Source organism: Desulfomicrobium norvegicum (assembly GCF_900114595.1).
Lineage (GTDB): Bacteria > Desulfobacterota > Desulfovibrionia > Desulfovibrionales > Desulfomicrobiaceae > Desulfomicrobium > Desulfomicrobium macestii.
The window spans coordinates 40,513-66,331 of the sequence record NZ_FOTO01000004.1; the positions used below are offsets into that span (position 1 = coordinate 40,513).

Consider the following 25,819-nt stretch of genomic DNA (forward strand, 5'->3'; position numbering starts at 1 on the left):
CTTCTAGACGCCCAGCTTGCCGCGTCTGTATCTGAAGGTGTCCCTTGAAACTCCCAGCAGCCTGGCGGCCTGGGATTCGTTTCCTTCCGCCAGGGCCAGAGCCTGCTCGTAATACCCGCGTTCCAGATCGTGCAGCAGGGCCGGCAGATTCACCCCCTCCCGCGTGAGCGCGGCCCGGTTTTCAGCCACCGGCGCGCAGTCCGTCGCAAGCCCGAGATCCCCGGCATCCAGATCCGGCCCGCAGGCCATGAGTGTGGCCCGCTCCATGATGTTGCGCAGTTCGCGCACGTTGCCCGTCCATGAATGGCCGAGCAGGGCGGTGCGGGCGCTCTGGGTGAGGTCGTTGAATTTCTTGCCGAATTTTTCCCCGTATTGATGCAGGAAGAGCCGCGCCAGCGGCAGGATGTCCTCCTTGCGGCGGGCCAGCGAGGGCACGCGGATGCGGACCACCGCCAGCCGATAGAAGAGGTCCTGCCGGAAAGTCCCGGTGCGGACCATGTCTTCGAGGTCACGGTTGGTCGCGGCCACGACCCGGGTGCGCACCGTGCGCTTGGCCGTGGAGCCCAGGGCGTAGAATTCGCCCTCTTGCAAAAAGCGCAGCAGCTTGGCCTGGGCGCTGCCCGGCAATTCTCCGATTTCGTCCAGAAAGAGCGTGCCTCCAGCCGCTTCCTCCACCAGTCCCGTCTTGCCTCTTTTTCCGGCGCCGCTGAAGGCTCCCGGCGCGTAGCCGAAGAGTTCGCTTTCGATCAGTTCAGCGGGGATGGCCGCGCAGTTGACCGAGATCAGCGGGCCGCGAAAATTCGGGCTGCGGTAATGGATGGCGCTGGCGATGAGCTCCTTGCCCGTGCCCGTGTCGCCCTCGACGAGCACCGGCGTGTCCGGGCTGACCGCGACCTTGGCCACGGTCTGGACCACATCGGTCAGGGCCTCGCTCTCGGCCACGAAAAAGGGAATCTGTTCCCTGAGGGCCTTGTCCTGCAGGAGGCGGATCTCCTTGCCGAGGCGGATGGAACTTCCCGCGCGCTCCAGGCAGAGCTTGAGGGCATCCATGCGCAGCGGCTTCAGAAGATAATCGAAGGCGCCGCGCTTCATGGCCGAGATGACCGTGTCCAGATCCTCGAAGGCCGTGATCATGATCACGGCGGCATGGGGCGCCTGCCCTCGGATGTGATCCAGCACCTCAAGGCCGCTGATGTCGGGCAGCCCGATGTCCAGGAGCACGAGGTCCGGGGCCAGGGCGGGCAGCGCTGCCAGGGCTTCCTTGCCGCTGGCCAGGGCGCTGACCGTGTAGTGGCGCCCGAGGGCCATGGACAGGCTGTCGCGGATGGATTCTTCATCGTCGATGATGAGCAGGGAATAGTTCATTGGTGCTCCGGGGCCGGGAGGGGGAATTCGAGTCTGAATTCCGCTCCGCCCGAGGGGCTTTCGCCCACGTGGATGGTGCCGCTGTGGTCGGCGACGATGCGTTGCACGATGGACAGGCCGATGCCGGTGCCGTCGTTCGCGGTGGTGTAGAACGGGTCGAAAATGCGTTCCCGGTCGGCCGGGGCTATGCCTGGCCCGTTGTCCGCGATGCACAGGCTGAGCCGGTCCTGGTCGGACAGGACGCGCAGCGAGATGTTCTTGGCGCCCTCGTTGTGACGCACTGCCCGGGCCGCGTTGTCCACGATGTTGATGACCGCCTGCTCAAGCTGCATGCGGTCTCCGAGGATGGCCGGCGCGGCGGTGAGATCCGTATCCACGGTGATTCCGGCCTTGCGCAGGGTCGGGAGCATGAGGCTCAGGCCCTCCTGCACCGGAACGGACAGGTCGAGCAGTTCGAGGCGCGGCGTGCCGGGTTTGGAGAAATCCAGCACCCTGCGGATGACGGACTCCATCTTGCCGGCGGCCTTGCGGATCTTGGCGATGGTCTCGCGCAGGACCGAGGCGGGCTCCGTGGCCGGAAGGTCGTCGCAGATCTCGTCCATGGCGTAGAGATATCCGTGGATGCCGGTCAGGGGGTTGCGGATTTCGTGGGCGATGCCGGCGGCCATGCGGCCCAGGGAATTGATCTTGTCGAGGAGCATGATCTGCCGGGCCATGCGCCGGGCTCCCGTGACGTCGGCCATGAACACGGCCACGCGCGTGACCTGTCCGAGATCGTCCAGGACGGGGTAGAAGCGCAGGTCCAGATCGCGCTCTTCCCCGTACTCGTTGATGGAGCGAACTTCCCCGCTGGCGAAGACCTTGTCCACGGCCTGCCGAAATCGCTCGGCGCGCGTTTCGGGCAGCAGGGCATACAGGGACAGCCCGTAGAGGGACTCCCGGTTTCTGCCCAGGCGTGATGCCCCTGTTTCATTGATGTCGAGGATGATTCCGGCCTGATCCATGAGCAGCAGGGTTTCTGTCGGGGCGTTGATGAGGGCTCGGGCCTTGGCCTCGCGGTCGCGGATATGGGCCTCGGCCAGGCGGCGCTGTTCGATCTCGAAGCGCAGATCGGTGGTGCGGCGGTCCACCTCGATCTCCAGGCTGGCGCGCGCCTTGCGCAGATCGCCTTCGGCCCGGATGCGCTCGTGGACTTCGCGTTCAAGTTCGTCATTGGCCGTGCGCAGATGCTCGGTGCGGGCGCGGACCGCCTCTTCGAGCTGCTCCTTGTGACGGCGCAGCACGGCCTGGGCCTCCTGACGGCGGCGGATGGAGCTCAGGAGCATGGCCAGGGCGGCCAGAAGTACTGCCACGCCCACGGTGGCGGTCCAGATGTAGCGTTTGTCGATCTGGTAGAAACGGGCGGGCTGGTTGAGAACGAGGCTGCCTGCGGGCAGGGCCTTCTCGCTGATTCCAAGGCGCTGCAACTGGATGTAGTCGAAGATGAAGCGCGAAGGGGTCTTCGTGTGCACGGGGATGTCGTCGGGATCGGTTCCGCCGAGGACCTCCATGGCCAGCCGGGCCGCGCGTTCGCCCTCGGTGCGCCCCTGAACCATCTTGCCGCCCACGCAGCCCGTGCCCATCTCGAAATCCCAGAATCCGTAAATGGGCACTTTGGTGTGGGTGGAGAGGAAGAGATTCTTGCCGCGATAATCGACCAGCACCCCTTCCTCGTTGCGCATGACTCCGTGGATGAGGATGACCTGGCCGGGGCCCAGCTCCTTGAGCCGGTCTCGCAGTTCCAGCGCTTCGAGGTTGTTCCAATAGGTGAAGCGGATGCCCGGAAACTGCCGTTCCAGGGCGTGCAGGGAACGGTCCGTGAGCAGGTCGGTGATGGACTGGTCCGCGCCGATGACCACGAACTCTCGTGTGCCGGGATGCAGGGAGAGGGCCGTGAGCATGGTTTCGGCAAAGGCCGGGTTTTCGGCCAGGCCGGTGATGTCCTTCTGGCCGCGCAATTGTCCGGGTGTGAAATCGTTGACGCCGCAAAAGACGACGGGCGCGCCGCGGAAGATGCTGTCCCGATATTCGAGCACGAAGTCCAGGGCGTCGTTGTCCGTGGTGACGATCAGGTTGAAGGTGCTCTCGGCGAGCTTGTGCCGCAGAAGCGCGGCCTGCAGGGAGAGATAGGACGTGTCGGTGTTGCGCTTGGTATCCAGGTATTCAACCCAGAGCAGGGCTCCGGGCATCTGGGCGCGAAAAGTTTCGCTGATGCCCGTGTTGAGGGTGTCGGTCCAGGACAGGCCCGGATGATAGGAGTGCAGGACGAGTACGCTTGGCGGTGCGGCCAGGAGCGGCAGGGGCGGCAGGAGCAGCAGGAGGAAAAGAATGATGCGCGTCATGGGCACGGTGTAAGCGCAATCCGTGCGACCTTCAAGTCTGAGGGCCGCTGTCCTTGACAGGTCAGGAGGATGGGAATAACCATCCTTGTTTCCTTGCTCCCCCGAATGGAATGGGGTGGGCTTTTACCCGTAAGGAGGATTTATAATGATGACCAGGTACGAGGAATTGATCCTGCTCAGCCCCGAGCTGGGTGTGGAAGAATGTCGCGAAATCGTGAACAACTTCAGCGCCATTGTCGAGCGCGAGGGCGGCACCGTCCTCAAGATCGACGACTGGGGCGTCAAGGATACGGCATATCCGGTGCGCAAGTTCAACCGTGGCCGGTACGTCCGCATGGAACTGAACATGCCCGGCAAGGCTGTCGCGGAATTGGAACGCAATGTCCGCATCACCGATGGCGTGTTCAAGTTCATCACCGTCAGACTCGCCGAGACTCCTGTTGCGGCAACCGAGGAGGCATAGCATGTCCTTTAAGAAGAAATTCGCACCCCGGAGAAAGTACTGCCGTTTCTGCGAGAATCCCGAGATTCTGCTTGATTACAAGCATCCCGAAGTCCTGAACGATTTCGTGACCGATCGCGGCAAGATCATTGCCAGCCGCATCACCGGCACCTGCGCCAAGCACCAGCGGGCTCTCACCCGTGAAGTGAAGCGCGCCCGCCAGATGGCTCTGATGTTCTACACGGCTACCCACAGCACCGACGTGCTCAAAAAATCTAGAGTCTAGGAGATTTGATCATGAAGGTCATTTTGAGAGCAGACGTGGATAATCTGGGCCGACTTGGCGACATCGTCGCGGTCCGTCCCGGTTATGGCAGAAATTATCTGTTGCCTCAGGGTCTTGCCTCCATGGCAACTCCCGGCAACCTGAAGGTCTTTGAACAGGAACGCCGCAAGCTGCAGGCCATGAACGACGCCGTCAAGGCCGAGGCTGCCGCTTTGGCCGCCAAGATCGAGGCCGCCAAGGTCGTGATCGAAGTGCGCGTGGGCGACGGCGACAAGCTTTACGGCTCCGTCACCACTCCCCAGATCGCCACGATCCTGGAAGAGCAGGGCGTGGAAGTGGATCGCCGCAAGATCCAGCTCGAAGACGGCATCCGCTCCCTGGGCGAATACGTCATCGACGTGAAGCTGCACCCCGAAGTCGTGGCCAAGCTGACCGTGAACGTGGTCAAGTTTGGTCGTCCTGAGCAGGTGAACGAACCCGAACCGCAGGCCGATGCAACCGAAGAAGCCGCCGCGGAATAAGTTCGGGCAGCGCCTCGAAACTCGAATCCAACCAGAGGAGGCCTTGCAAAAGGCCTCTTCTGATTTGTTGCGCCGAGTCCCCCCGCACAACACCGAAGCCGAACAGGCGGTGCTGGGCGGGGTTTTTCTGCGTAACGACATTTTTCATACTCTGGTCGACACGATAAACGACGAGGATTTCTATTCTCCGGTGCACCGCACCATCTATCAGGCCTTCCAGGAACTCTACCGCCGCCGCGAGCCCGTCGATCTGGTCACGGTGGCCGAATATCTGCAGACCAAGGGCCAGCTCGACGAGGTCGGCGGCACGGTCTATCTCGCCTCCCTGGCCGAGTCCGTGGCCTCGGCGTCCAACTCCGTCTTTCACGCCCAGATCGTGCGCGACAAGTCCGTGCGGCGCAGGCTCATCCAGACCTCTTCCGAGATCCTGACCAGTTGTTTCGAAGCCGGCGAGCAGACAGAATCCCTGCTGGATCAGGCCGAACAGCAGATTTTCTCCATCGCCGAATCTAAGGGCAAGCCCGTCTTCATGAGCAGCAAGGACCTGGTCCAGCGGGTCTTCGAACAGCTTGAGACGCGGGCCGGGCAGGGCGAGCTGGTCACGGGCGTGCCCACGGGCTACACCGATTTCGATCAGATGACCGCCGGACTGCAGAAGTCCGACCTGATCATTCTCGCGGCCCGTCCGTCCATGGGCAAGACCGCCCTGGCATTGAACATGGGCATGCGCGCCGCCATTCAGCACGATGTACCCGTGGCGGTCTTCTCGCTTGAAATGTCCATGGACCAGCTCATGATGCGCCTTCTGGGTTGTCACGGACGCGTGGACCTGAGCCGTCTGCGCAGCGGCTATCTGAACGACGAGGACTGGAGCAGGCTCTATCAGGCCGCCGAGGATCTTTCCCGGGCGCCCATCTACATCGACGACACTCCGGCCCTTTCGACCATGGAAATACGGGCCCGCAGCCGGCGCCTCAAGGCCGAGAAGGGCGTGGGGCTCATCATCGTCGACTATCTGCAGCTCATGCGCTCTTCCCACAAGAGCGACTCCCGCGAGCAGGAAATTTCGGATATCTCGCGTAACCTCAAGGCCCTGGCCAAGGAACTTGAGGTGCCGGTCATCGCCCTGTCGCAGCTCAACCGCAAGGTCGAGGAGCGTTCCGACAAGCGGCCCATGATCTCGGATTTGCGCGAATCCGGGGCCATCGAGCAGGACGCCGACGTCATCGTCTTCATCTACCGCGACGCGGCCTACAACAAGGCCGAGGACAATCCGAACAAGAATATCGCCGAGATCATCATCGGCAAACAGCGTAACGGCCCTGTTGGGGCCATCCGTCTGGGCTATTTCGGTCAGTACACTGTTTTCGAGAATCTTACGGAAGTGGGGTTGCCGTCCGAGAACGGTGGCGTGTACTGACCAATCCCGCGTACCTTCAACTCAAGAGCGGACAAACCCATGAAAGCCTATTGCCCGGAAGAGTTTTTTTCGCGCAGCGAATTGGACAAGGTTCAGAAAACGCGTCTTGCAACCACTCTCGAACGTGCTGCCAAGTCCGAATTTTATGGCCACCGCTTCGCCGAAACGGGAATACGCCCCGAGGCGATCACTTCCGCCGCCGACATCACGCGGCTCCCCTTCACCACCAAGGATGACCTGCGCAGCGCCTACCCCGCGCGCATGCTGACGCGGCCCGTGACCGACATGGTCCGCCTGCACGCATCCTCGGGTACCACGGGTTCGGCCACGGTCATCTACTACACCAGAAACGACATCGATTCCTGGGCCGATCTCATGGCCCGGTGCATGCACATGGTCGGAATCAGGGCCGAGGACACTTTTCAGAACATGTCCGGCTACGGCCTCTTCACCGGCGGTCTTGGCATTCACTACGGAGCCGAGCGGCTGGGCTGTCTGACCATCCCGGCCGGGGCGGGCAATTCCAAGCGCCAGCTCAAGCTGCTGGAAGATTTTCAGGTTTCCGTCGTCCATATCATCCCGTCCTATGCCCTGCATCTGGGCACGGTCAAAGACGAGCTTGGCTACACTCCCGATCGCCTGAACCTGCGCGTGGCCCTCATCGGTGCGGAGCCGCACACCGCGGCCATCCGGCAGCGCATCGAGGAAGTCTACGGAATCAAGGCCTACAACTCCTACGGGCTGTCCGAGATGAACGGTCCGGGCGTGGCTTTCGAGTGCCTTGAGCAGAACGGCATGCACATCTGGGAGGACGCCTACCTGGCCGAAATCGTTGATCCGGAAACGGGCGAGCAGTTGCCGGACGGCGAAGTCGGCGAGCTGGTCATCACCACCCTGTGCCGCGAGGGCATGCCGCTGATTCGCTATCGCACCAAGGACCTGACCCGCTTCATTCCCGGCGACTGCGCTTGCGGCCGCGCGCATCGCCGCTTGGACCGCATCATGGGCCGCGCCGACGACATGATCATCCTGAAGGGGGTCAATATCTACCCCATGCAGGTCGAGCAGGTGCTGATGAGCATTCCGGAGGTCGGGCAGAATTATCTGATCGTGCTGGAGCGTGACGGCTATCTGGACCAGATGCGCGTCAAGGTGGAGGTCAAGGAAGAGTACTTCGTGGAAGACATGCGTGAACTCAAGAGCCTGCAAAGTCGCATCAGCTCCAGGCTGCGCGACGAGATCCTCATTACCGCGCGCATCGATCTGGTGGAGCAGAACTCCTTGCCCAAGTCGGAAGGCAAGGCACAGCGGGTTCTGGATCTGCGCGAATAAAGAGCAGTCGGCAACTGATTTCAGATCAGACGTTCGGGACGACCCTGGCCGCAAATGGCTGGGGTCGTCCTTTTTTCATTCGTATTGCGTGACCGCGCAGGACAGCCCTTTTTCCTCGGCGCGGGTGCAATGCGCCAGGGCATCGTCGCGGGACCGTTCGAGGGCGAACTGGATCTCAATGCCGCTGACCAGCTCGCGTTCGAAAATGTTCAGCTGCTCTGGCAGTCCAAGGCTCATGCTTGCGCGGTCGATCTGCTGCTGATCCGTGAGCGGGCCCACCGTGGCCACAAATGGCCTGAAGACCACCGGCGTATCGGCCAGGCTGTTTTGGGATGCGAATCTTCCGGCCTGCTCGAAACTTTCGAAGCGGCCCACGAACAGGGTGAAGGGGGCTTCGCCGCTTTGGTCCTGGTTCCAGAACAGGGGTTGTTTCTGGTCCATGAAGCGCGGCAGGTGCAGCAAGAGGGATTCCATGGTCGGATAGGCGCCGAGCTGGAGTGAATAGGGGCCGTCGGTGGTGCGCTTGCGGAAGACGGTTTTGGCCACGCTCTGCCAGTGTACGGACCCGGACGCCGTGTGGATGTTTTCCGGGCGGGCGGGAGCGCTCGGAGCGGGCTCGACAGTCGTTTCCCGTGGCGTTCCGGTGAAGGCATGGAAAAGGTCGCTCATGCGCGCCTCCGGCATGAGCCAGGAAAAAAAGAATAAAAATGTTCCGATGATTGCCGCCATGCTCAGGGCCAGGACCACGCCTGCCATCCAGGAGTTGCCGGAGGCCATGTTCTGGGTCGGCATGGCTTCGTCCGGCATCGGGGCCTCAGTGTCCGGGCAGTTGGTTTTGAAATTCAGGGCCTCTTCGGCATCGCAGCATTGATCCGAATGCAGGGCCTTCAAGGCGAGCGTCATGGTCAGCATGCGCAGGATGCCGATCACTCCGGCCGCGCGTTTGGCCACCGCTTCGGGATTGCCGATGAGGTCTGTCGCCAGCCCGGCCCCGTCGAGGAGAAAGCGGATGTAGGCCAGCGACTGTTCGCGGGTCAGTTTGGGAAGAGTCCAGATGGCTCCGAGCATGTTGTAGATGGGCCGGTTTTCGGGTCGGGCCAGCCGGTGCACGATCTCTCCGTTTCCGACCAGGACAACCTGGAGCACTGTTGTGAGGTGCTTTGTCAGGCTGAAAAGACCTCCAAGAAAGGCGAAATCCGCATCCGTGAGCAGATGGGCATTGTCGACAAAGAGAATGACGTGCTTCTTTTCGCGAAGCAGTTGGGTCAAAGCCGCTTTATTTTCTTTCTCGGGAGACAAATTTTCATTTATTGTTTGAGAAAGAGTCAGTCCGGATGATGCGGTGATGCTTAACGTGTGGGCGCTTTGGGCAGACTTTAGGCGGTTCAGAAAAAAAGTCTTGCCTGATTTTGGAAATCCGATCACACAGCTCAGCAGACGATGGCTTTGTATGTCGCTCAAGACAGATTGAAAAATGTCTTCAAGCTGCGGAGTACTGAAGTGCTGTGCAGTTTCGGACATGTTTTCAAAAGGTGAGTCGTGCATGGAATGTCTGCTTTTCGAAAAGTTATCGGGGTGGCGTCTGATACTCATGATTATTTATGAGCCTTCGCTTAATACGTAGGTGCAGCCTTAATTCTATGCAAGCTTTTTTTTAAAATATACTGCTATTATGCATGGTTTGGTGGATCACGATGACATTTTTTCCAGCCCTTCCCTTTATTTCACTCTTTGTCGGCATGCTGCTTTGGGGCAGCTCTTTTGTGGCCTTCAAGTATGCCGTGATGTTTTTCGATCCCATTGTCGTCGTCTTCATGCGCATGGCTCTTTCAGCCTTTCTGTTTCTGCTCGTGCTGCCGCGCTGGCGTCCCCGGAACCTGCGCAGGGAGGATCTGGGGTTCATGGTCTTCATGGCCCTGTGCGAACCGTGTTTCTATTTTGTGTTCGAGGGCCAGGCCCTGACCCTGACCTCGGCTTCCCAGGCAGGCATGGTCGCGGCTACGCTGCCGATTCTGGTGGCGGTCTGCGCGGGCTTTTTTCTTGGGGAGCAACTGAGCTCGCGCTCATGGACCGGGCTTGTCCTGGCCTTGGCCGGAGTGGTCTGGGTCAGCATCTCGGGAGTTGCCACGGAAGCGGCGCCACGTCCGCTTTTGGGCAATTTTCTTGAGCTGCTGGCCATGTTTTGCGCGGCTGGCTACACCGTGAGTATGAAAAAGCTCTGCGCCCGCTATTCCCCATGGTTTCTGACCGCCGTGCAGTCCATGGTAGGCACGGTTTTCTTTTTTCCGCTTCTTTTTCTGCCATCGACGGCCTTGCCGGTGGCCTTTCCCGTTGGTCCAAGTCTGGCCGTGCTCTACCTGTGCGTGTTCATAAGCATCGGCGCGTACGGTTTCTACAATTACGGGATCAGCAAGCTTCCGGCCTGGCAGGCTTCGGCTTTTGTCAACCTCATCCCGGTCTTCTCCATGCTCCTGGGCTGGCTTTGCCTTGATGAACGGCTCAATTTTTCGCAACTTGCGGGAGTGGGAGTGGTTTTTGCCGGGGTGCTGCTGTGTCAGCAGTGGCCGGAGACTGAAAACAGAAACACCCTCGTCCGCGATCTGGCGGAAGAGGGTGCCCTGGTTGAATCCGTGACGGTATCCCTCGACGGGACGTCTCTTGAAAGTGTCCTTGTTCCGGTGCGCGGCAAGGATTGATTGGACGGGCGCCCGGTTCAAGGGGGGCGTCGTGAACCGGGCGGGTGAGTCTAGAGCCGGGTCAGTCCTGCGGGAGCCGCCACGGCGGGAGTAAACGCTTCTTCGGTGGTCTTGCCGTCCCGGCCCACGATGGCCCGCACGCAAGGGATGTTCTTGCCGCTTCCGGTCAGGGCCTGGGCGACGATGCGCGAAAGTCCGGAGCAGCAGGGCACTTCCATCTCCAGGATGGTCACGGACTTGATTCTGTTCTGGGCAAAGACCTGCGTCAATTTCTCCACGTATTCCCCGGCGTTGTCGAATTTCGGGCAACCGAGCATGATGGTCCTCCCGGCCAGGAACCGAGCGTGGAAGTCCGGGGCCGCCACAGGGCAGCAGTCGCCAGCGATCAACAGGTCCGCGTCCTGCAGGAAGGGCGCGTGGGGCGGGATCAGACGAATCTGAACCGGCCAGTGGGTCAGGGCGGAACCGACCTGTCCGGCGGGCACGTTGGCCTGCTCGCAGGGGCTCATCTGCATCATGCCGGCCGAAGGGCATCCCCCGTGACCGGGAGCGCGGGTCGATATCTGGGCCGAGGGGCATCCCGAGTGATGGCCCGATCCGCCCATCTTGCGCACATGCTCCATTGCGGCGTCTTCGTCGAACTCTTCGGCTTCGCGCTCGATGATATGCAGCGCGTCCTCGGGGCAGTGCCCGATGCAGGCCCCAAGCCCATCACAAAACATATCCCTTACGATCTTGGCCTTGCCGTCGATGATGGCCAAAGCGCCCTCGGCGCATCCAGTCACGCACTGGCCGCAGCCCGTGCATTTTTCTTCGTCTATCTCGATGATTTTTCTTTTCATGTGTTCCTCCGCTGTTTGTTGCGTGAGTCCTGTCTATAGACTTCGGGATATGCCCGCTTTGAGCCATGTCAAAAAAAGAAAGATTTTGTGGGTAGGATCAGTGGCTCGTGCTATTGATCTTTAAACGAGGCGCGCATGGCCTGGGACATCAATTTTCCCCATTTGCCGCAGTATATGCCTGATCGGTCCGGTTTGGTTTGTCCGGGTAACGTAGCCGCAAGAGTCCATGCTCAACCATGGGATTCAAAAAACGCTGGCGCAAACCTTCGGAATTGCGGGCCACAAGCGTGGCGATTTCATTGCGTGAGAGCCATCTTCCCCGGCAGAGATCCAATACGATTTTTTCCATATCCTTTGGGGACATGCGTTGACGCTCCCTGGCCGGAGCAGCCAAGGTCAGAAGTTCTTCGTTATGCAGGGAGTTCTGGACCTTGGATAAGGAACGGTCGTCTTCATATAGGGAGTCAACGTCGTTATGTAGGGAGTTAACGTCGCTATGTAGGGAGTCAACGTCGTTATGTAGGGAGTGACTTTTCTTCGCGGAAAGACCGGTTGAAACTGGAAGGCGATAACGGCTCCAGCGACCGTGTCCTTCCTGAAGTAATGCCGCTCTTGCAACCAGGGATTGTAGCAGCCTCGTCATATCGGCGGGATGTCCATCTGTGATCTGTCGCATGCGGGCATTGTCCACGCTCCCCTCTAGATCCGCTGTTACAAGAGCTTGTACTTCAAGTTTGTCGAATTTTAGAAACCTTGCTCCGAACAGCGCGTTCAGACGCTCCAACGAGACTTCCGGGATCATGCTGACCATCGGCAGCATCCACAAAACACGATCAGGCTGAACCTGTTCACTGACTTTCGGGGAGCGCCAATGCTGGGATTCCCAACCACGGCGGATCTTGTCGACACCTGAACCCGCCTTTTCCGCGCCACCGATCATCATGAACATAAGCTGCAAGGATTTATTCCTGCATTCGCTGACATTTCCTCGCAGCAATTGATCGATGGAAATCAGTAGGGTGCCGGGATTGGAAAACTCGAATCTGTCGCGGTACCGTTCAACGATGATGCCTCCCTGGCCTTGGTGGTCGGCATGAATCAGGGCATTGGCCAGAGCCTCGCGGATGGCCTCATGGACAACTGTCTCTCCTTTGCGAAAAAGATCCGTGTCGAGTTGAAATTGAAGTTTGAGGTCGACTGACAGGCGTTGGATGACACGCAAATAGAATTGAAAAAGGTTACCTGCCCACGTACCGTCTAGAGTCAGCCGGTCAGTCCAGCGCACTTGGGGATCGTCTGAAAGCTTTTCCCGAAAATCCACATGGTATTGAGGAAGAACTTCGCGGATTGTCTCCTCCCGGCCGAACATCAATAAACCGGCAACTGTGAGTCCTTCGCTTCCGTCATGACGATTGCGACGCCAACCTCCGAGCTTCAGCAGCAGCCCGCGGTCATCTTCGCCAAGCCAAGGATGAGTCGGTTTATGCGACGCGAAACGTTGCCGGTATTGCTGCACACTTGTTTGATCAAGGTCTGCCAGAGAAAAATGTTTCAGTATCCTGCTGTCGGCTGGATCTTCGGCTCGGTCCGACAACATGCGGCTGACTTCCTGTTCCGAACAGTGATAATCGCCTTCACAATTGCGACGATAGGTACCCGTAAGGGGGTTTCTTTCTAGGAAAACAGGCCTCTGATACCGGTTGGCTTGCGGCACTTTGATGACGAGAATGGTTCCGGAAGGATGGACAACCTCCTGGACATCCCGGCTGGCCAGCAGGTTAATGCTCACTTTTCCGCGATTGTTGATGGTGTCCCAGAACGATTTTTTGATGTTCTTCAGGTTGCTGACGCCACTGATATGGCCGTCGTCTTCCACGCCCAACAAGATCACGCCGCCGTGAGTGTTTGCCATTGCGCTGTATGTTTCCCAGAGGCTTTTTGGCACACCCCCGCGCGCGGACTTGAATTCCAAGTCATCCTTTTCGAGCCAGTCCAGTTTTTCAAGAATATTGATTGGATTGATGGCTTCCGTGGCGTTCATGAAGTCTCCTCAGATATGGCTTGGAATCAGTGAACATCGATTTTGCCATGTACGGAAGTGGACAAAAATATCAGATCGTTCAATTCAAATCACCGGCTATGCAACGCAGCCGCGAAGTACTCCAAATTTCTCAAAGATAGAAGACTTGGAGAAATAGTAGATTTTATCATTTGATTTTTTTATTTTGTTCCATGCGCTGAAACATCAGAAAAACCTATAAATTATGCCCGCTGAAGTTAAGTTCCTCGGAATCAGAATCGTCAAGAATAATAAGCTGTAAGACATTAGTCGACCTAGTAGGAGGACTTATATTTCTTGCCCAGTTATACGTGCACATATCTATACTGAAACATGTAAACTGTTTAGCGGATCTCTCTGTAAATATTCGGCTTCAACCTCGGGCTTGGCTTTGTTGCGCGGGATTATTTGCAAGGAGATCAGAAATGAAAAAGCCCGCTCGAACCTTTCGGTCCGGCGGGCATTCTTGCGTTTAAGCCGGGGTCAATCTTCCAGCGAAATGGGTGGGGCTTTGGGGGTTGCTTGGGGTTTGGGGGCTGGTTTTGCCGGGGTCTTGCGGCTGATGCGTTCCTGCAGCTTCTGGGCGGCCAGCCTGGTCTCGTTCGGGGCCGCCAGGAAGAGCATTTCGCCCTTGGGTGTGAACCAGTGCCAGCCTTCGGGCTTGGTGAGCAGAATGGCGCCTTTCTTTTCGAGGTATTCGAGGTCCTTGCCGGCTTCGGCAGCGTGCTGGAGCTGTTCCTGCAGGTTGTCCGTCTCAAGGACGATGGAGGCGGTGCGGAAGAGCTCGAAGGCGCCGTGGGAGATGTCCATGAGCAGACCCTGGTCCGGGGTCTTCTTGGTACCCAGGGCTTTTTCCAGTTCCAAGAGGTCTTTTTTCAGATCCTTGAGTTCCGCGATGGCCATGTCCCGGGCCATGTCCCCCTGTTCCTTGATGGTCTTGGCCAATTGATTCTGTAGCGCCTTGCTCATCTCGCTCCTTCCTCGGTTTGTCGTTGTCAGATCAGAGAATTTGCCCCAAAAACTCCTTGGTTCGTTCCAGGGTGGGCGCGGTGAAGAAATGTTCGGGCGCGCCCTGTTCCAGAATTTCGCCTTTGTCCATGAAGAGGACCCGGTCCGCCACCTCACGCGCGAAACCCATTTCGTGGGTGACCACGACCATGGTCATGCCTTCGCGGGCCAGGTTCTTCATGACGTCGAGAACCTCGCCGACCATTTCCGGATCGAGGGCGGAAGTGGGTTCGTCGAAGAGCATGATCTTTGGATCCATGGCCAGGGAGCGCGCGATGGCCACGCGTTGCTGCTGGCCGCCGGAAAGCTGCTCGGGCCGGGCCGCGAATTTTTCGGCGATGCCGACCTTTTCAAGGAGCGCCATGCCCTTGGCCTCGGCCTCTTTTTTGGAACGCCCGCGGACCGTCATCTGGGCCATGGTCAGGTTTTCCAGCACCGTCTTGTGCGGGAAGAGGTTGAAGGACTGGAAGACCATGCCCACCTCGGCGCGAATCGCGTTGATATCGCATTTGGGATCGAGAATGTCCACGCCGTCGATGATGATGTGGCCGGTATCGGCGTATTCCAGCCGATTCAGGCAGCGCAGGAAGGTTGATTTGCCGGACCCGGACGGTCCGATGATGACCACGACCTCGCCGTGCGCCACGGTGCAGGAGACGCGGTTCAAGGCCTGAAGGCGCTCCGGGGTGTAGAAGAACTTGTCGATGCTTTGTACGTCGATGATGGGCTGCTTGTGCATGAATATCCTCTAGATGGCCTTGCGTTCGAGATATTGCACGAACATGGACAGGGTAAAGGTCAGGACCAGGTACAGGATGGCGCACACGATCCAGATTTCAAAGGGCTGCAGGGACGAGGACACCACCTCGCGGGAGGCCTTGGTCAGTTCGCGGATGGAGATGACGCCGAGCAGGGACGAGTCCTTGACCAGGCTGATGAACTGTCCGGCCAGGGGCGGCAGTATGCGGCGAAAGGCCTGGGGCAGGATGACCTTGCGCATGGCCAGGGGGTAGGTCATTCCAAGAGAGCGCGCGGCCTCCATCTGGCCTCGGTGCACGGACTGAATGCCCGCGCGCACGATTTCTGCGGTGTAGGCGCCGGTGAAGATGGCCAGGGCCATGACGCCGAACCAGAGCGGAGGAATCTGGCCGATCCCGTATTGGGACAGCATGCTGTTGATGACCGTGCCGACCACGAAATACCAGAGAAAAATCTGCACCAGAAGCGGTGAACCGCGAATGAGCTCGATGTAGGCGATGGCTCCCCAGCGCAGGGCCGGGTTGTCGGAGATGCGGGCCAGGCCCGTGAAGAGGCCGAGCAGGATGCCGAAGACGATGGCCAGAGCGCTGACCTCAAGAGTCAGCAGCAACCCCTCGATCAGGATTCCGGGCTTGGTCTGGGTGTAGAATCCGATGTTGTCGCCCGCATAGACATAGTCGCCCTGGGCCAGCAGCAGCGAGGTGCCGGGCAGAGTATGGCTTTCCTCTCCGTCGTCGCCTTGCACCGTAACAAGCACGTTCTCGCCGGACTTGGTTATCGAGGTGATGGTGCCTTCCATTTCGGCGCGGATGTTCACCTTTTCGTCGTAGATGAAATACTGTGGCACGCGGTTCCATCTCCACGTGTACTCCACTTTTTTCGTGGAGTAGTAGAGCAGGGCCATGGCGCCGCAGAGCCCTATCACGAAGGCGAAACTCCAGAACTGGTAATAAAACTTGCTTTTGGGCCGATCGAGTCCGGTGTAGGTGGCCATTATCCGTCCTAGTGATGCTTAAGTCATGAAAACGAGGAATCCGGCGTGAAAGCCGGATCCCTCAACATTGCTTGATTACTGGATTTCCTTGAGCCACTCGGTGCCCTTGATCCATTTGTCGTAGATGCGGTCGAAGCGGCCGTCGGCCTTGATCTGGGTCAGGAAGTTGTCCAGCCAGTTCAGGAAATCGGGGTCGCCCTTCTTCACGCCGAAGCCCAGGGGCTCGTAGGTGAAGACCTTGTCCAGCAGGACGAGGTTGGCGCCGCCCTGCTGGGCCATGAAGACCGCGCAGAAGGGCAGGTCGTAGACAAAGGCGTCGGCCTGTCCGTTGACCACTTCCATGGCGCCGTCGGATTCCTTCTCAAAGCTCTTGTACTGGGCCTTGGGGATCATGCGCTTGGCGGCCTGCTCGCCGGTGGTGCCGATGCGGGAGGCGACGATGTATTTGGGATCGTTCAGGTCCTTGTAGGAGGTGATCTTGCCTTCGTGCTTCTTGGACAGCAGGATGGCCTGGCCGACAACGATGTACGGATCGGCGAAGTTGATCTGCAGGTTGCGTTCCTGGTTCACGGTCATGCCGCTGATGATGATATCGAACTTGTCGGCCATCAGCGCGGGGATGATGCCGTCATAGTCGGTGTTGACGATGGTCAGCTTGACGCCCATGGCCTTGGCCATTTCCTTGGCCATGTCGACATCGAAGCCGACGATGTCGCCTTTCTTGTCCGTCATCTCGAAGGGCATGTAGCCGGCATCGAGACCGACACGCAGCTCGCCGCGCTTGAGAATCTGGTTCAGGGTGGATTTCTGGGCGAGTTCATGGTCCGCGGCCATGATCGGCATGGCCGCGAAGGCGACCAGGAGCAGGGCCAAAACAATCTTCGTCATAAAACGCATAAAGCCTCCTCTTTGGTTACAAGGCTTGCCAGGGGTCAATATTTTCCCTCGGTCAGAACCTCTTTGATGTTCATCTTCACTTTGCAGTATTCGCAGGTGGGTATCTCCTCCTCGGGCAGGCAGATGATTTTGGTCTGCTTGCATTTGGGGCAGGCGACTTCGACGAATTCACGCTTGTACCGATTTTTGAACAGTTCCATTACATATCCCCCTCGCGTTGATTCCCCTACGCCGTGATGGCTGAAAACTCAAGAAACAGGGCTTTAGAGACGCAGTGACAGGCAGGTCAGGCCGCCGTCCATCTTGCGGTATTCGCTGGTGTCCAGTTCCACGATGGGCAGACTCAGGGATTCGAGCAGGACCCTGGTCCGGGGATAGCCCGTGGGCATGATCAGGGTGCCGTTCACGAGCAGGGTGTTGGCCGCGTACTCTTCGCCTTCGGGGCAGATGATCTGCCTGAAATTGGAGATGGTCGGATGCCCGGCGAAATCACGGGTGACCAGCATGGTGTTTTCGCCAACGAAATTAAGGCTGGATTTGAGGTGCAGGCCGGCTGCGACCTTGATGATGCTGCTTTCGTAGCCGTGGCCTGCCAGAATGGCGGCCAGCTGCCTTGCGCCTTCCTCGTTGGTGCGATCGGAGACGCCGATGAAAAAGCGCTTTTCAACCTGCAGGATGTCGCCGCCGTCGAGGGTCCCCGGATCTTCGATGCGGGCCAGGGGGCGGTGAGCGGACAGCGGGCCGATCATGGACAGGATTTCATCGCGGCGGGAGGGCGCGCCGGGCCGGGAGATGACCGCGATCTCGCGGGTGACCACGGCCGTGTCCTCGACAAAGCAGGCGTCGGGAAAGCCGGGCGCGGCGGGCAGGACTTCTACGGTCAGCCCCAGGGATTCGAGGCAGCGCACGTATGCGCCGTGCTGCCGGAGCGCCAGCTCAAGGTCCGGAGCGGGCAGGGTGGAGGTGGTCAGACCTTTGGAGTAATCGGGACCGGGAATGCGGGTGATGGCATGAGAGAACATGGGATATCCTTATATGCTTGATGTTCGAAGCGGAAATCCCAAGCAAGAAAAATCTTCTTTGGCAAGTATTATTGTCCGTTCAAAGTACGGTTTTTTTGGGACAAAAGGTCCTCGATGGCCTCCGTTTCCCTGACCGCGGCCTCGGCTCGGAGGATGCTCGTGCTTCCGAATTTGTCCCGGATGCGGTCCATGGCCTGGTCCAGCTTTTGACTGCGCTTGCGGTTCGCATCGGGCATGAGCGGCAGTTCGGCCTGCACGAAGCGAAAATTGGAGACCCCGGTGCCGATGAGTCGAACGGGCTGGGGGAGTTTTTCGGCCGCCAGGAGTTTGCGCGCGGCTTCGAGGATTTCCGTGGTGATGTCCGTGGGCCGGGTCAGGGTCCTGCTGCGCGTGATGGAAGAGAAATCCTTGAATTTGATCTTGAGGGTCACGGTCAGCCCTTTTTTTCCGAGCCCGCGCAGCTCCCGCCCGATGCGTTCCGCCTGGATGAGCAACCACCGCTCAAGCAGGGTCCGGTCCAGCGTGTCCCGCTCCAGCGTGTTCTCCGCGCTGCAGGACTTGGGGTCGTGCCCGGGAACCACCGGCGAATCATCGATGCCGCACGCCCTGTCGTGCAGAAACGCTCCGCGTTTGCCCATGGTCTCGTTCCAGTAGGCCCGGGGGCGGGCCAGCACGTGGGGAACCGTGGTCACACCGATTCGGCGCAGCTCCTCCTGGAAGTGTTTTCCAACCCCGGGGATTTTGCCCAGCGGGAGCTCGTGCAGGAACGTGGGCACGTCGGCGGGGCGGATGCTGGTCAGGCCTCCTGGCTTGTCCCAGTCCGAAGCGATCTTGGCGAGAAACTTGTTGGGGGCGATGCCCACGGAGCAGGTCAGATTGGTGTCGGACAGAATCTCTGCCTTCAGACGTCGGGCGAGGTTTTCCGGAGGTCCGAAGATTCGCAGCGTGCCACTTATATCCGCATATGCTTCGTCGACGGAGGCCTGCTCGACCACGGGACACAGCGCGCGCATGATGTTCATGATCTTGCCGGAGATTTCACGGTAGCGGGACATGCGGCCCGGCAGAAACACTGCGTGAGGGCAGAGTTTTTTGGCCTGTACGATGGGCATGGCGGATCTGATGCCGTATTTCCTGGCTTCGTATGACGCTGCCGAAGCCACTCCGCGCAGGGATTGTCCGATCACTACAGGTTGTCCCTGCAGCCTCGGATCGTCGGCCTGTTCCACGGAGGTGAAAAACGCGTCCATGTCCAAGTGCAAAATGACCCGTTTAAAGTCCGGGGCATCATTGAGAGGATCTTGCATATTGTTGATTGTCGGCGCTGCCCAGTCCTGGGTCAAGTCGTATTTGTCGCGGTGCCGCCCTTTGCCGAAGGCGATTTTATATTTCTTTCATTTTTCTGTCTTTGACAATAAAATGTGATAGAGCTAAAGATAATGAGACACGTTTTTAGAGAATTGTCCCTTTTTCATCTGAGTAGCAATATCAACCCGAGGAGTAGGACGTATGAAAGTTAAAAAATTGGTTCTTCTGGCACTGCTCGTGGCCATGTTTTCCGCCTCCGTGGCGGTGGCCGCCGAAAATTACGTGCGCAAGGTCGACAACTTCATAATCCTGGTGGACCGCTCCGGTTCCATGGATGAAAAGTATGTAGGCACCAAGGACAAGAAAATCGTTCTGGCCAAGGCCCTGCTTGAGCGCATGAACGGCATGATTCCCGAGCTTGGTTACATGGGCGGCCTGAATACTGCCGCTCCGGTAGGTGAACTCCAGGGTATGGAAGCATATTCCAATGCCGGTTACGGTGCTTCCCTGGCCAAGGTTCCTACACTGATCGGTTCCAATCCCACCCCTCTTGGCCATGGACTCGCCGCTCTTGAGCCTGCCCTGCAGAGCGCCGTGGGCCGCAGTGCGGTTATCATTGTGTCGGACGGACGTGAGAATGTCGGCGAAGGCTCCTTGCAGGTTGCCGCCGCCTTGGCTGAAAAATACGGCGTGTGTTTCCACACCATCAGCTTTGCCGACACTGTCAACGGCAACCAGGCCCTGCTTGATGCCATCACCGCTCTGAAGCCTTGCGGCGTTGGAGCTTCCGCTGCCCAGTTGGCCGATGACGCCGCTCTGAAGCAGTTCGTGCAGGACGTGTTCTACGATACGGCCGCGGTTGACCCTTGCTCCCTTGACGACGACAACGACGGCGTGAACAACTGCATCGACAAGTGCCCCGACACCATCAAGGGTCTGGCTGTTGACGCCGATGGTTGCCCTGTTGCCGATATCGTGACCCTCAAGATCAACTTCGACTTCGACAAGTCCGACATCAAGCCCGAGTACTACCAGGAACTGGCTGATTTCGCCTCCTACATGAGACAGCAGCAGTCCTTCACTGTTGTTGAAATCGCCGGTCACACCGATTCCGTGGGTTCCGATGAATACAACCAGAAGTTGTCCGAGCGTCGCGCCAAGGCCGTTCGCGACTATATGGTCAATGAACTCGGCATGGACGACAAGCTGTTCTCCGCCGTAGGCTATGGCGAGAGCAAGCCCATTGCCAGCAATGACACCGACGCAGGCCGCGCCGAAAACCGTCGCATCCTCGCCGAACTGAAGGGCGTCTTCAAGAAGAAGTAGTCTTTCAGGACGTTTGAAACCGTCAGAGGCGGTCCCTTGCGGGGGGCCGCCTTTTCTATTTGTCAGCGGCGCGAAAGGTGACTACGCAAGGCGTGTTGTGATGAGAGTGAGCATCTTTGGCTGGTTTGCGGATTTGAGCGCGGTCGATGACGGTCTAAATGGGAAGGTTGCATGCAGGAATACGTGGAAAAGGTTGGCGTCACGGACGTCGGGCAGCGTCTGGATGTTTTCTGGCAGGCTTGCCTTGAAGAGGAGGGCGTGGCCAGAAGCCGCGTTCAGGCCTGGATCAAGGACGGACGGGCGCGCATCAACGGGCAGGTCTGCACCAAGGCGGCAACCCGGCTCACACCCGGCCAGACTCTGACCTTGGCCCCGGAATACATCGATTCGAGCATCGTTCCCGATGACGGCCCCCTGGACGTTTTATTCGCCGATGACGACCTGGTCGTGATCAACAAGACTCCGGCCATGACCGTGCATCCGGCGCCGTCGGTGGCTGAACCGACGCTTGTGCACCGCGTGGCCCACCATTTTCCGGCCTTGCTGTCCCAGTCCGGGGAGCGTCCTGGTGTCGTGCATCGCCTGGACAAGGACACTTCCGGGCTTATCGTGCTGGCGCTGTCCGAGTCGGCGCGTCTGAGCCTGACCCAGGCCTTCGCGTCCCGCGAGGTCTACAAGGAATATCTGGCCCTGGTCGCCGGAGTGCCCGATTCTTCCGGTACCGTGAATCTCGCCCTGGGGCGGCATCCGAGCATCAAGACGCGCATGGCTGTGGTCGAACGTGGGGGACGCGCGGCCGAGACCCGCTACGAGCTGCTCTGGAGCGCCTCGGACAGGAGCGCTTCCCTGGTCCGGGTTCGCATCATGACGGGCCGCACTCACCAGATCCGCGTGCATATGGCCGCGCTGGGCCATCCCCTGCTGGGGGACTCGGTCTATGCCGACAAGACGACCGCCGCGCGCGCCCCCCGGCAGATGTTGCATGCCTGGCAGCTGCGTTTCGAGCATCCCCGGGGACTTGAGCCCCTGGAGTTTTGCGCTTCCCCGCCGGAAGATTTTATGCAGGTGCTGCGCGGGCTTTGCCGCGAGCGGGCCTGCATCGGTCTGACCGGAGCAGTGGGCAGCGGCAAGTCCACCGTCCGCGCGGTGGCCGAGGAGATGGGCGTGCCGGTTTTCTGCGCGGATCGGGTGGTGGCCGAAGCCTACGCCAGGGGCGGGGAGGGCTGCGCCATTCTGGAGCATCATTTCGGAAGCCGCTTCACGCAACCCGGAGGTGGCGTGGACAAGGACCTGCTGCGTGACGCCCTGGCCGAATCCGACAGCCTGCGCCGTGAGGTGGAGCGCCTGGTTCATCCCCTGGTGCGACATGCCCTGCATGCCTTTCGGGCCGCGCATGACGAGGACGTGACCCTGGCCGAGATCCCCCTGCTTTGCGAAGCCGGGCTTGCCGGCGAGATCGACCTGCTGGCGGTGGTCTACTGCCCGGATTCCCTGCGGCATGCCAGGCTTCAGGGCCGGGGATGGAGTCCGGAGCGGATAGTCATGGTCGATGCCTGGCAGTGGCCCCAGGCCAGAAAGGTGGGCATGGCGCAGTTCGTGGTCGACAACTCCGGCTCCCTGGAGGAACTTGAGTCCCGCGCGCGGGCCCTGATCCGGGTCGTGCATGGGATGCTGCTCGGCCATGCCGAGCGGTGCATGGAGGAGTTGCAGGACATTTTTGAAAATCCGGACACCATGGAAGAGGGGAGCTGACCCATGTTTCCTCTGCGCGACAACATCCCCTCCCGGCATCGATCCTACATGATGTGGACCCTGCTGGCCCTGAACATCGCTTTTTTTCTGGCCGGACTCGGCCTGAGCAACGCCCAGGAGTTCAGGCTCTTTCATCTTTACGGCGTGGTCCCGGCCCGTTATTTCGATTCTCAGTGGGCCATGTTCCAGGGCTATCCCGAAGGGCTGCTGTTGCCTCTTGCAACGCACATGTTCCTGCATTCCGGCTGGCTGCACCTCATCGCCAACATGTGGACGCTCTGGATTTTCGGGGACAACGTGGAGGACGTGATGGGCCCCTTCAAGTTTCTCCTTTTCTACCTGCTGTGCGGCCTTGGAGCGCTGGCGGTGCACATGCTCACCAACTCCTCTTCCACCATGCCCGTGGTTGGGGCTTCCGGGGCCATCGCCGGGGTCATGGGCGCCTATTTCTTTTTGTATCCGCATGCCAAGGTGGTCACTTTCCTGCCCATCCTGATCATTCCCTTCATCTTCGAGCTGCCCGCCGTGTTTTATCTTGGAGCCTGGTTCATGACCCAGGTCTTCTCCGGTATGCTTGCTCCGGCCGGCGGCGGGGGAGTGGCCTGGTGGGCGCACATCGGCGGCTTCGTGGTCGGCATGCTCCTGCTGCGTTTTTTTCGCGACGATTCGCGCTGCTATTATTGCTACCGTTCCGAAACCTGGAAGGAGTGGAAGTAGGGCGACTGGACATTTGGCCCTGCCTCAATTAAGCGCTGATTCTTGTTTTGTCGCGCCGTCCTGCCTTTCATACCACAAGGATACCATATGCTTCAGATTGAAAACCTGCATGTCAGTATCGGTGACAGGGAAGTCTTGAAAGGGATCAACCTGAACATCGACGAAGGAGAGACGTTCATTCTCTTCGGTCCCAACGGTTCCGGAAAAACCACCCTGCTCATGACGCTCATGGGTTTTGGCGGCTACACCGTGACCGCGGGCAAGATTGTCTTCAAGGGTGTCGATATCACCGCAATGCCCACCTACGAACGGGCCCGGCTTGGCATCGGCATGTCCTTCCAGCGGCCGCCGACCATTCATGGGCTCAAAACCCGCCATCTTGTCTCCATGTGCGCCCGTGGCCGTGAGATTGACGTGGACGGCATGGCCAAGACCGTCAATTTTCAGGACTTTCTGAATCGTGACATCAATTCGGGCTTTTCCGGAGGCGAGATCAAGCGCTCCGAGCTTTTGCAGCTCATGGCCCAGAATCCGGACCTCATCCTCTTCGATGAGCCGGAATCGGGCGTAGATCTGGAGAACATGGTCCTGATCGGCAACACGGCCCGCGCCCTGCTCGACGGCGCGGCGGCTCCGTCGCCCGAAACGTGCATGCGCGACCTGCGTCGCCGCAACAAGACCTCGGGCCTCATCATCACCCACACCGGCTATATCCTCGACTACGTCAACGCCGACCGTGGCCAGGTCATGTACAACGGTGTGTTGTGCTGCGACACGCGGCCGACCAGACCCCGCGACATTCTGGATCACATCAGCAAGTACGGCTACAAGGAGTGCATCAGATGTCTGAACTAAGCCCAACCCTGGTCGATCTGAACTCCTATTCCTTCACCGGTCGCCAGAGCCCCGAGCTGCCCGATTTTTCCTCCCTGTCCGAAGAGAGCAAGCATGAGCTGCGCATGGTCGGGGTGGACGTCGACGCCACCGGCGAGCGCTCGGGCACGTTTGTGCAATTTGACCACTCCACCGTGCATTGCAAGAGCTCGGGCAAGGGTGTGGAGGTGCTGGGCATTCGTCAGGCACTCAAGAAATACGACGGCCTGCCCGAATATTTCTGGAAGGCCATGGATCCGGAAAAGGACGATTTCACCCGCACGGCGGCCAAGGAAGAGCTGCACGGCGGCTATTTCATCCGTACCGAGAAAGGGGTCAAGGTCGCCGAGCCGGTCCAGACCTGCCTGTTCATAAAAGGCCAGAACGTGGGCCAGAACGTGCACAACATCGTGGTCGTGGAGGAGGACTCCGAGGTTCACATCATCACCGGTTGCGCCACTTCCCACGACGTGACTTCGGCTCTGCATCTGGGCATCTCCGAATTCTACATCAAGAAGGGCGGCAAGCTGACCTTCACCATGGTTCACAACTGGGGCGAGGACGTCATGGTCCGGCCGCGCACGGTGGGCATAGTGGAGGAGAACGGGGTTCTTCAGAACAACTACGTCCTCTTGAAAAAGGTCAAGTCCGTGCAGTCCTATCCGACGATATATCTGAACGGCGACGGAGCCGTGGCCCGCTTCAATTCCGTCATCGTCACGCCCACCGGTTCCCATGTGGACACGGGCAACCGCATCGTGCTCAACGCCCCGAACACGCGCGGCGAGATCATTTCGCGCACCATCACTACCGGCGGGACCATCGTCGCGCGCGGCGAGATCATCGGCAATGCGGTTCCGGCGCGCGGACATCTGGAGTGCAAGGGCCTGATCCTCGGCGGCGGACTGATCCACGCCATCCCCGAGTTGCAGGGCTGCGTGACCGGTGTGGAGCTGTCTCATGAGGCGGCCGTGGGCAAGATCGCCCAGGAGGAGATCGAGTATCTCATGGCGCGCGGCCTGGACGAGGACGAAGCCACCTCGACCATCGTGCGCGGCTTTCTGAACGTGGAGATAATGGGGCTGCCCCAGGAACTGCGCGAGTCCATCGACCGGACCATCGCCGAACTGGACGCCAGCGACGCCATGTAATCGTCTTTATTCATTCGCAATGGCCCGGCTTGACCGGGCTTTTGCATTTCTGGAGGATGCCATGCCCGGATACAAGGGACATCTGGTCGGCGGGGTGCTGACGGGAGGCGCGGTGCTGGGGGGATTGTTCTGGACCGGGACGTATGTCCCGGAAATGCCGCAGTTGGCCGTGCTCGGCGCGCTGGTGCTGCTGGGGAGCCTCTTTCCGGATGTGGATACGGACTCCAAGGGCCAGCACATCTTTTATCTGACCCTGGCCGTGCTCGATTTCGCCCTCATCGTGCAGGGCTATTACAAGTGGGCGGCGGTGCTGGGGTTTGCGGCCATGTTCCCGGCCATCGGCCCGCATCGCGGCTGGACCCACACCTGGTGGGCCATGCTCGCCGTACCCCTGCCCCTGGTGCTGCTTCCGGTCTGGCTGTACGGCGCAACGCCCAAGGCCATGGCGCCTTTTTACGGGGCGGCCGTGCTGGGGTATTTCTCGCATCTGATGATAGACAGGAAGTGGAGTTGAAGAGGCGGGAGCCTGCGCCCTCGGGTGCCCTTGAACAATTCAACCATCCGGGCGGGCGCAAGCCTTTGCAACCTGTGCAGGAAAAACGTTCGCGGGATTGAGTCGCAGAATCCGCCTCGACGTCATTCCCGCGAAGGCGGGAATCCAGGGTGCT

24 protein-coding genes are annotated in these 25,819 nt (G+C 59.5%); 12 read left to right on the forward strand and 12 right to left on the reverse strand.

Going from position 1 to position 25,819, the window contains the following annotated elements; translation table 11 throughout:
- Window positions 1-3: 3 nt before the first annotated feature.
- Together BMZ24_RS07770 and BMZ24_RS07775 are read right to left on the reverse strand one after the other, a co-directional pair.
- The gene (locus BMZ24_RS07770; protein WP_092190969.1) at window positions 4-1,365 is read right to left on the reverse strand and encodes a sigma-54-dependent transcriptional regulator; all 1,362 of its coding nucleotides are present in this window, start codon (window positions 1,363-1,365) and stop codon (window positions 4-6) included.
- Window positions 1,362-3,746: an ATP-binding protein gene (locus BMZ24_RS07775; RefSeq protein ID WP_092190971.1), complete on the reverse strand. Its 2,385-nt coding sequence runs from the start codon at window positions 3,744-3,746 to the stop codon at window positions 1,362-1,364. The genes BMZ24_RS07770 and BMZ24_RS07775 overlap by 4 nt, the downstream gene beginning before the upstream one ends.
- A 148-nt stretch (window positions 3,747-3,894) precedes the next feature.
- Here BMZ24_RS07775 and rpsF point away from each other — a divergent pair, with 148 nt between their 5' ends.
- From rpsF to BMZ24_RS07800, 5 genes are read left to right on the forward strand one after another with little or no spacing between them, the layout of a single operon-like run.
- Window positions 3,895-4,209 (forward strand): 30S ribosomal protein S6, encoded by a 315-nt coding sequence (rpsF, locus tag BMZ24_RS07780; protein WP_177193261.1) that lies wholly within the window; start codon window positions 3,895-3,897, stop codon window positions 4,207-4,209.
- A 1-nt stretch (window position 4,210) separates the two neighbouring features.
- Entirely contained in the window at window positions 4,211-4,474 is a 264-nt protein-coding gene (rpsR, locus tag BMZ24_RS07785) for a 30S ribosomal protein S18 (protein WP_015774011.1), read from the forward strand.
- Window positions 4,475-4,485: 11 nt separating this feature from the next.
- On the forward strand, window positions 4,486-4,995 hold the full coding sequence (rplI, locus tag BMZ24_RS07790) for a 50S ribosomal protein L9 (RefSeq protein WP_192623959.1): 510 nt from the start codon (window positions 4,486-4,488) through the stop codon (window positions 4,993-4,995).
- Window positions 4,967-6,415 carry a replicative DNA helicase gene (gene dnaB, locus BMZ24_RS07795; protein ID WP_092190977.1) on the forward strand — a complete coding sequence of 483 codons (1,449 nt, stop codon included), beginning with the start codon at window positions 4,967-4,969 and terminating at the stop codon, window positions 6,413-6,415. Before rplI ends, dnaB begins: the two co-directional genes overlap by 29 nt.
- Before the next feature lie 39 nt (window positions 6,416-6,454).
- Window positions 6,455-7,747, forward strand: a complete 1,293-nt coding sequence (locus BMZ24_RS07800) for a phenylacetate--CoA ligase family protein (protein ID WP_092190979.1) — start codon at window positions 6,455-6,457, stop codon at window positions 7,745-7,747.
- 75 nt (window positions 7,748-7,822) lie between these two features.
- Here BMZ24_RS07800 and BMZ24_RS07805 read toward each other — a convergent pair whose 3' ends face one another.
- Entirely contained in the window at window positions 7,823-9,340 is a 1,518-nt protein-coding gene (locus BMZ24_RS07805; protein ID WP_092190981.1) for an AAA family ATPase, read from the reverse strand.
- Window positions 9,341-9,441: 101 nt separating this feature from the next.
- Between BMZ24_RS07805 and BMZ24_RS07810 the strand changes: the two genes are divergently transcribed.
- The gene (locus BMZ24_RS07810) at window positions 9,442-10,443 is read left to right on the forward strand and encodes a DMT family transporter (protein WP_092190983.1); all 1,002 of its coding nucleotides are present in this window, start codon (window positions 9,442-9,444) and stop codon (window positions 10,441-10,443) included.
- 50 nt (window positions 10,444-10,493) lie between these two features.
- Here the strand turns inward: BMZ24_RS07810 and BMZ24_RS07815 are convergent, their stop codons facing one another.
- The 9 genes from BMZ24_RS07815 to dinB form a co-directional block, all read right to left on the reverse strand.
- On the reverse strand, window positions 10,494-11,285 hold the full coding sequence (locus BMZ24_RS07815) for an ATP-binding protein (protein WP_092190985.1): 792 nt from the start codon (window positions 11,283-11,285) through the stop codon (window positions 10,494-10,496).
- Between the two features lie 148 nt (window positions 11,286-11,433).
- Window positions 11,434-13,326, reverse strand: coding sequence for an RNA-binding domain-containing protein (locus BMZ24_RS07820; protein WP_092190987.1), 1,893 nt, complete (start codon window positions 13,324-13,326; stop codon window positions 11,434-11,436).
- Between the two features lie 501 nt (window positions 13,327-13,827).
- Window positions 13,828-14,313, reverse strand: coding sequence for a hypothetical protein (locus tag BMZ24_RS07825; protein ID WP_092190989.1), 486 nt, complete (start codon window positions 14,311-14,313; stop codon window positions 13,828-13,830).
- Between the two features lie 31 nt (window positions 14,314-14,344).
- A complete protein-coding gene (locus BMZ24_RS07830) occupies window positions 14,345-15,091 on the reverse strand; it encodes an amino acid ABC transporter ATP-binding protein (RefSeq protein ID WP_092190991.1) in 747 nt (248 codons plus the stop codon).
- Between the two features lie 9 nt (window positions 15,092-15,100).
- Window positions 15,101-16,105, reverse strand: coding sequence for an amino acid ABC transporter permease (locus BMZ24_RS07835; RefSeq protein ID WP_092190993.1), 1,005 nt, complete (start codon window positions 16,103-16,105; stop codon window positions 15,101-15,103).
- Window positions 16,106-16,180: 75 nt separating this feature from the next.
- Window positions 16,181-17,002: a transporter substrate-binding domain-containing protein gene (locus BMZ24_RS07840; protein WP_092190995.1), complete on the reverse strand. Its 822-nt coding sequence runs from the start codon at window positions 17,000-17,002 to the stop codon at window positions 16,181-16,183.
- A gap of 35 nt (window positions 17,003-17,037) precedes the next feature.
- Window positions 17,038-17,202, reverse strand: coding sequence for a hypothetical protein (locus BMZ24_RS19890; RefSeq protein ID WP_092190997.1), 165 nt, complete (start codon window positions 17,200-17,202; stop codon window positions 17,038-17,040).
- A 63-nt stretch (window positions 17,203-17,265) separates the two neighbouring features.
- Window positions 17,266-18,024: a dimethylarginine dimethylaminohydrolase family protein gene (locus tag BMZ24_RS07850; RefSeq protein ID WP_092190999.1), complete on the reverse strand. Its 759-nt coding sequence runs from the start codon at window positions 18,022-18,024 to the stop codon at window positions 17,266-17,268.
- Window positions 18,025-18,092: 68 nt separating this feature from the next.
- Window positions 18,093-19,331 carry a DNA polymerase IV gene (gene dinB, locus BMZ24_RS07855; RefSeq protein ID WP_092191001.1) on the reverse strand — a complete coding sequence of 413 codons (1,239 nt, stop codon included), beginning with the start codon at window positions 19,329-19,331 and terminating at the stop codon, window positions 18,093-18,095.
- Window positions 19,332-19,533: 202 nt separating this feature from the next.
- On the opposite strand from dinB, the gene BMZ24_RS07860 reads away from it, so the two are divergent.
- From BMZ24_RS07860 to BMZ24_RS07885, 6 genes are all read left to right on the forward strand, one after another.
- Window positions 19,534-20,658 (forward strand): OmpA family protein, encoded by a 1,125-nt coding sequence (locus tag BMZ24_RS07860; protein WP_092191003.1) that lies wholly within the window; start codon window positions 19,534-19,536, stop codon window positions 20,656-20,658.
- 171 nt (window positions 20,659-20,829) lie between these two features.
- Complete coding sequence (gene coaE, locus BMZ24_RS07865) at window positions 20,830-22,410, forward strand: dephospho-CoA kinase (RefSeq protein ID WP_092191005.1); 1,581 nt, start codon at window positions 20,830-20,832, stop codon at window positions 22,408-22,410.
- 3 nt (window positions 22,411-22,413) lie between these two features.
- A complete protein-coding gene (locus BMZ24_RS07870; RefSeq protein WP_092191007.1) occupies window positions 22,414-23,127 on the forward strand; it encodes a rhomboid family intramembrane serine protease in 714 nt (237 codons plus the stop codon).
- 87 nt (window positions 23,128-23,214) lie between these two features.
- Entirely contained in the window at window positions 23,215-23,982 is a 768-nt protein-coding gene (locus tag BMZ24_RS07875; RefSeq protein ID WP_092191009.1) for an ABC transporter ATP-binding protein, read from the forward strand.
- Entirely contained in the window at window positions 23,970-25,151 is a 1,182-nt protein-coding gene (locus BMZ24_RS07880; RefSeq protein ID WP_092191433.1) for a SufB/SufD family protein, read from the forward strand. Before BMZ24_RS07875 ends, BMZ24_RS07880 begins: the two co-directional genes overlap by 13 nt.
- Window positions 25,152-25,212: 61 nt before the next feature.
- Window positions 25,213-25,665, forward strand: coding sequence for a metal-dependent hydrolase (locus BMZ24_RS07885; RefSeq protein WP_092191011.1), 453 nt, complete (start codon window positions 25,213-25,215; stop codon window positions 25,663-25,665).
- Window positions 25,666-25,819 lie beyond the last annotated feature (154 nt).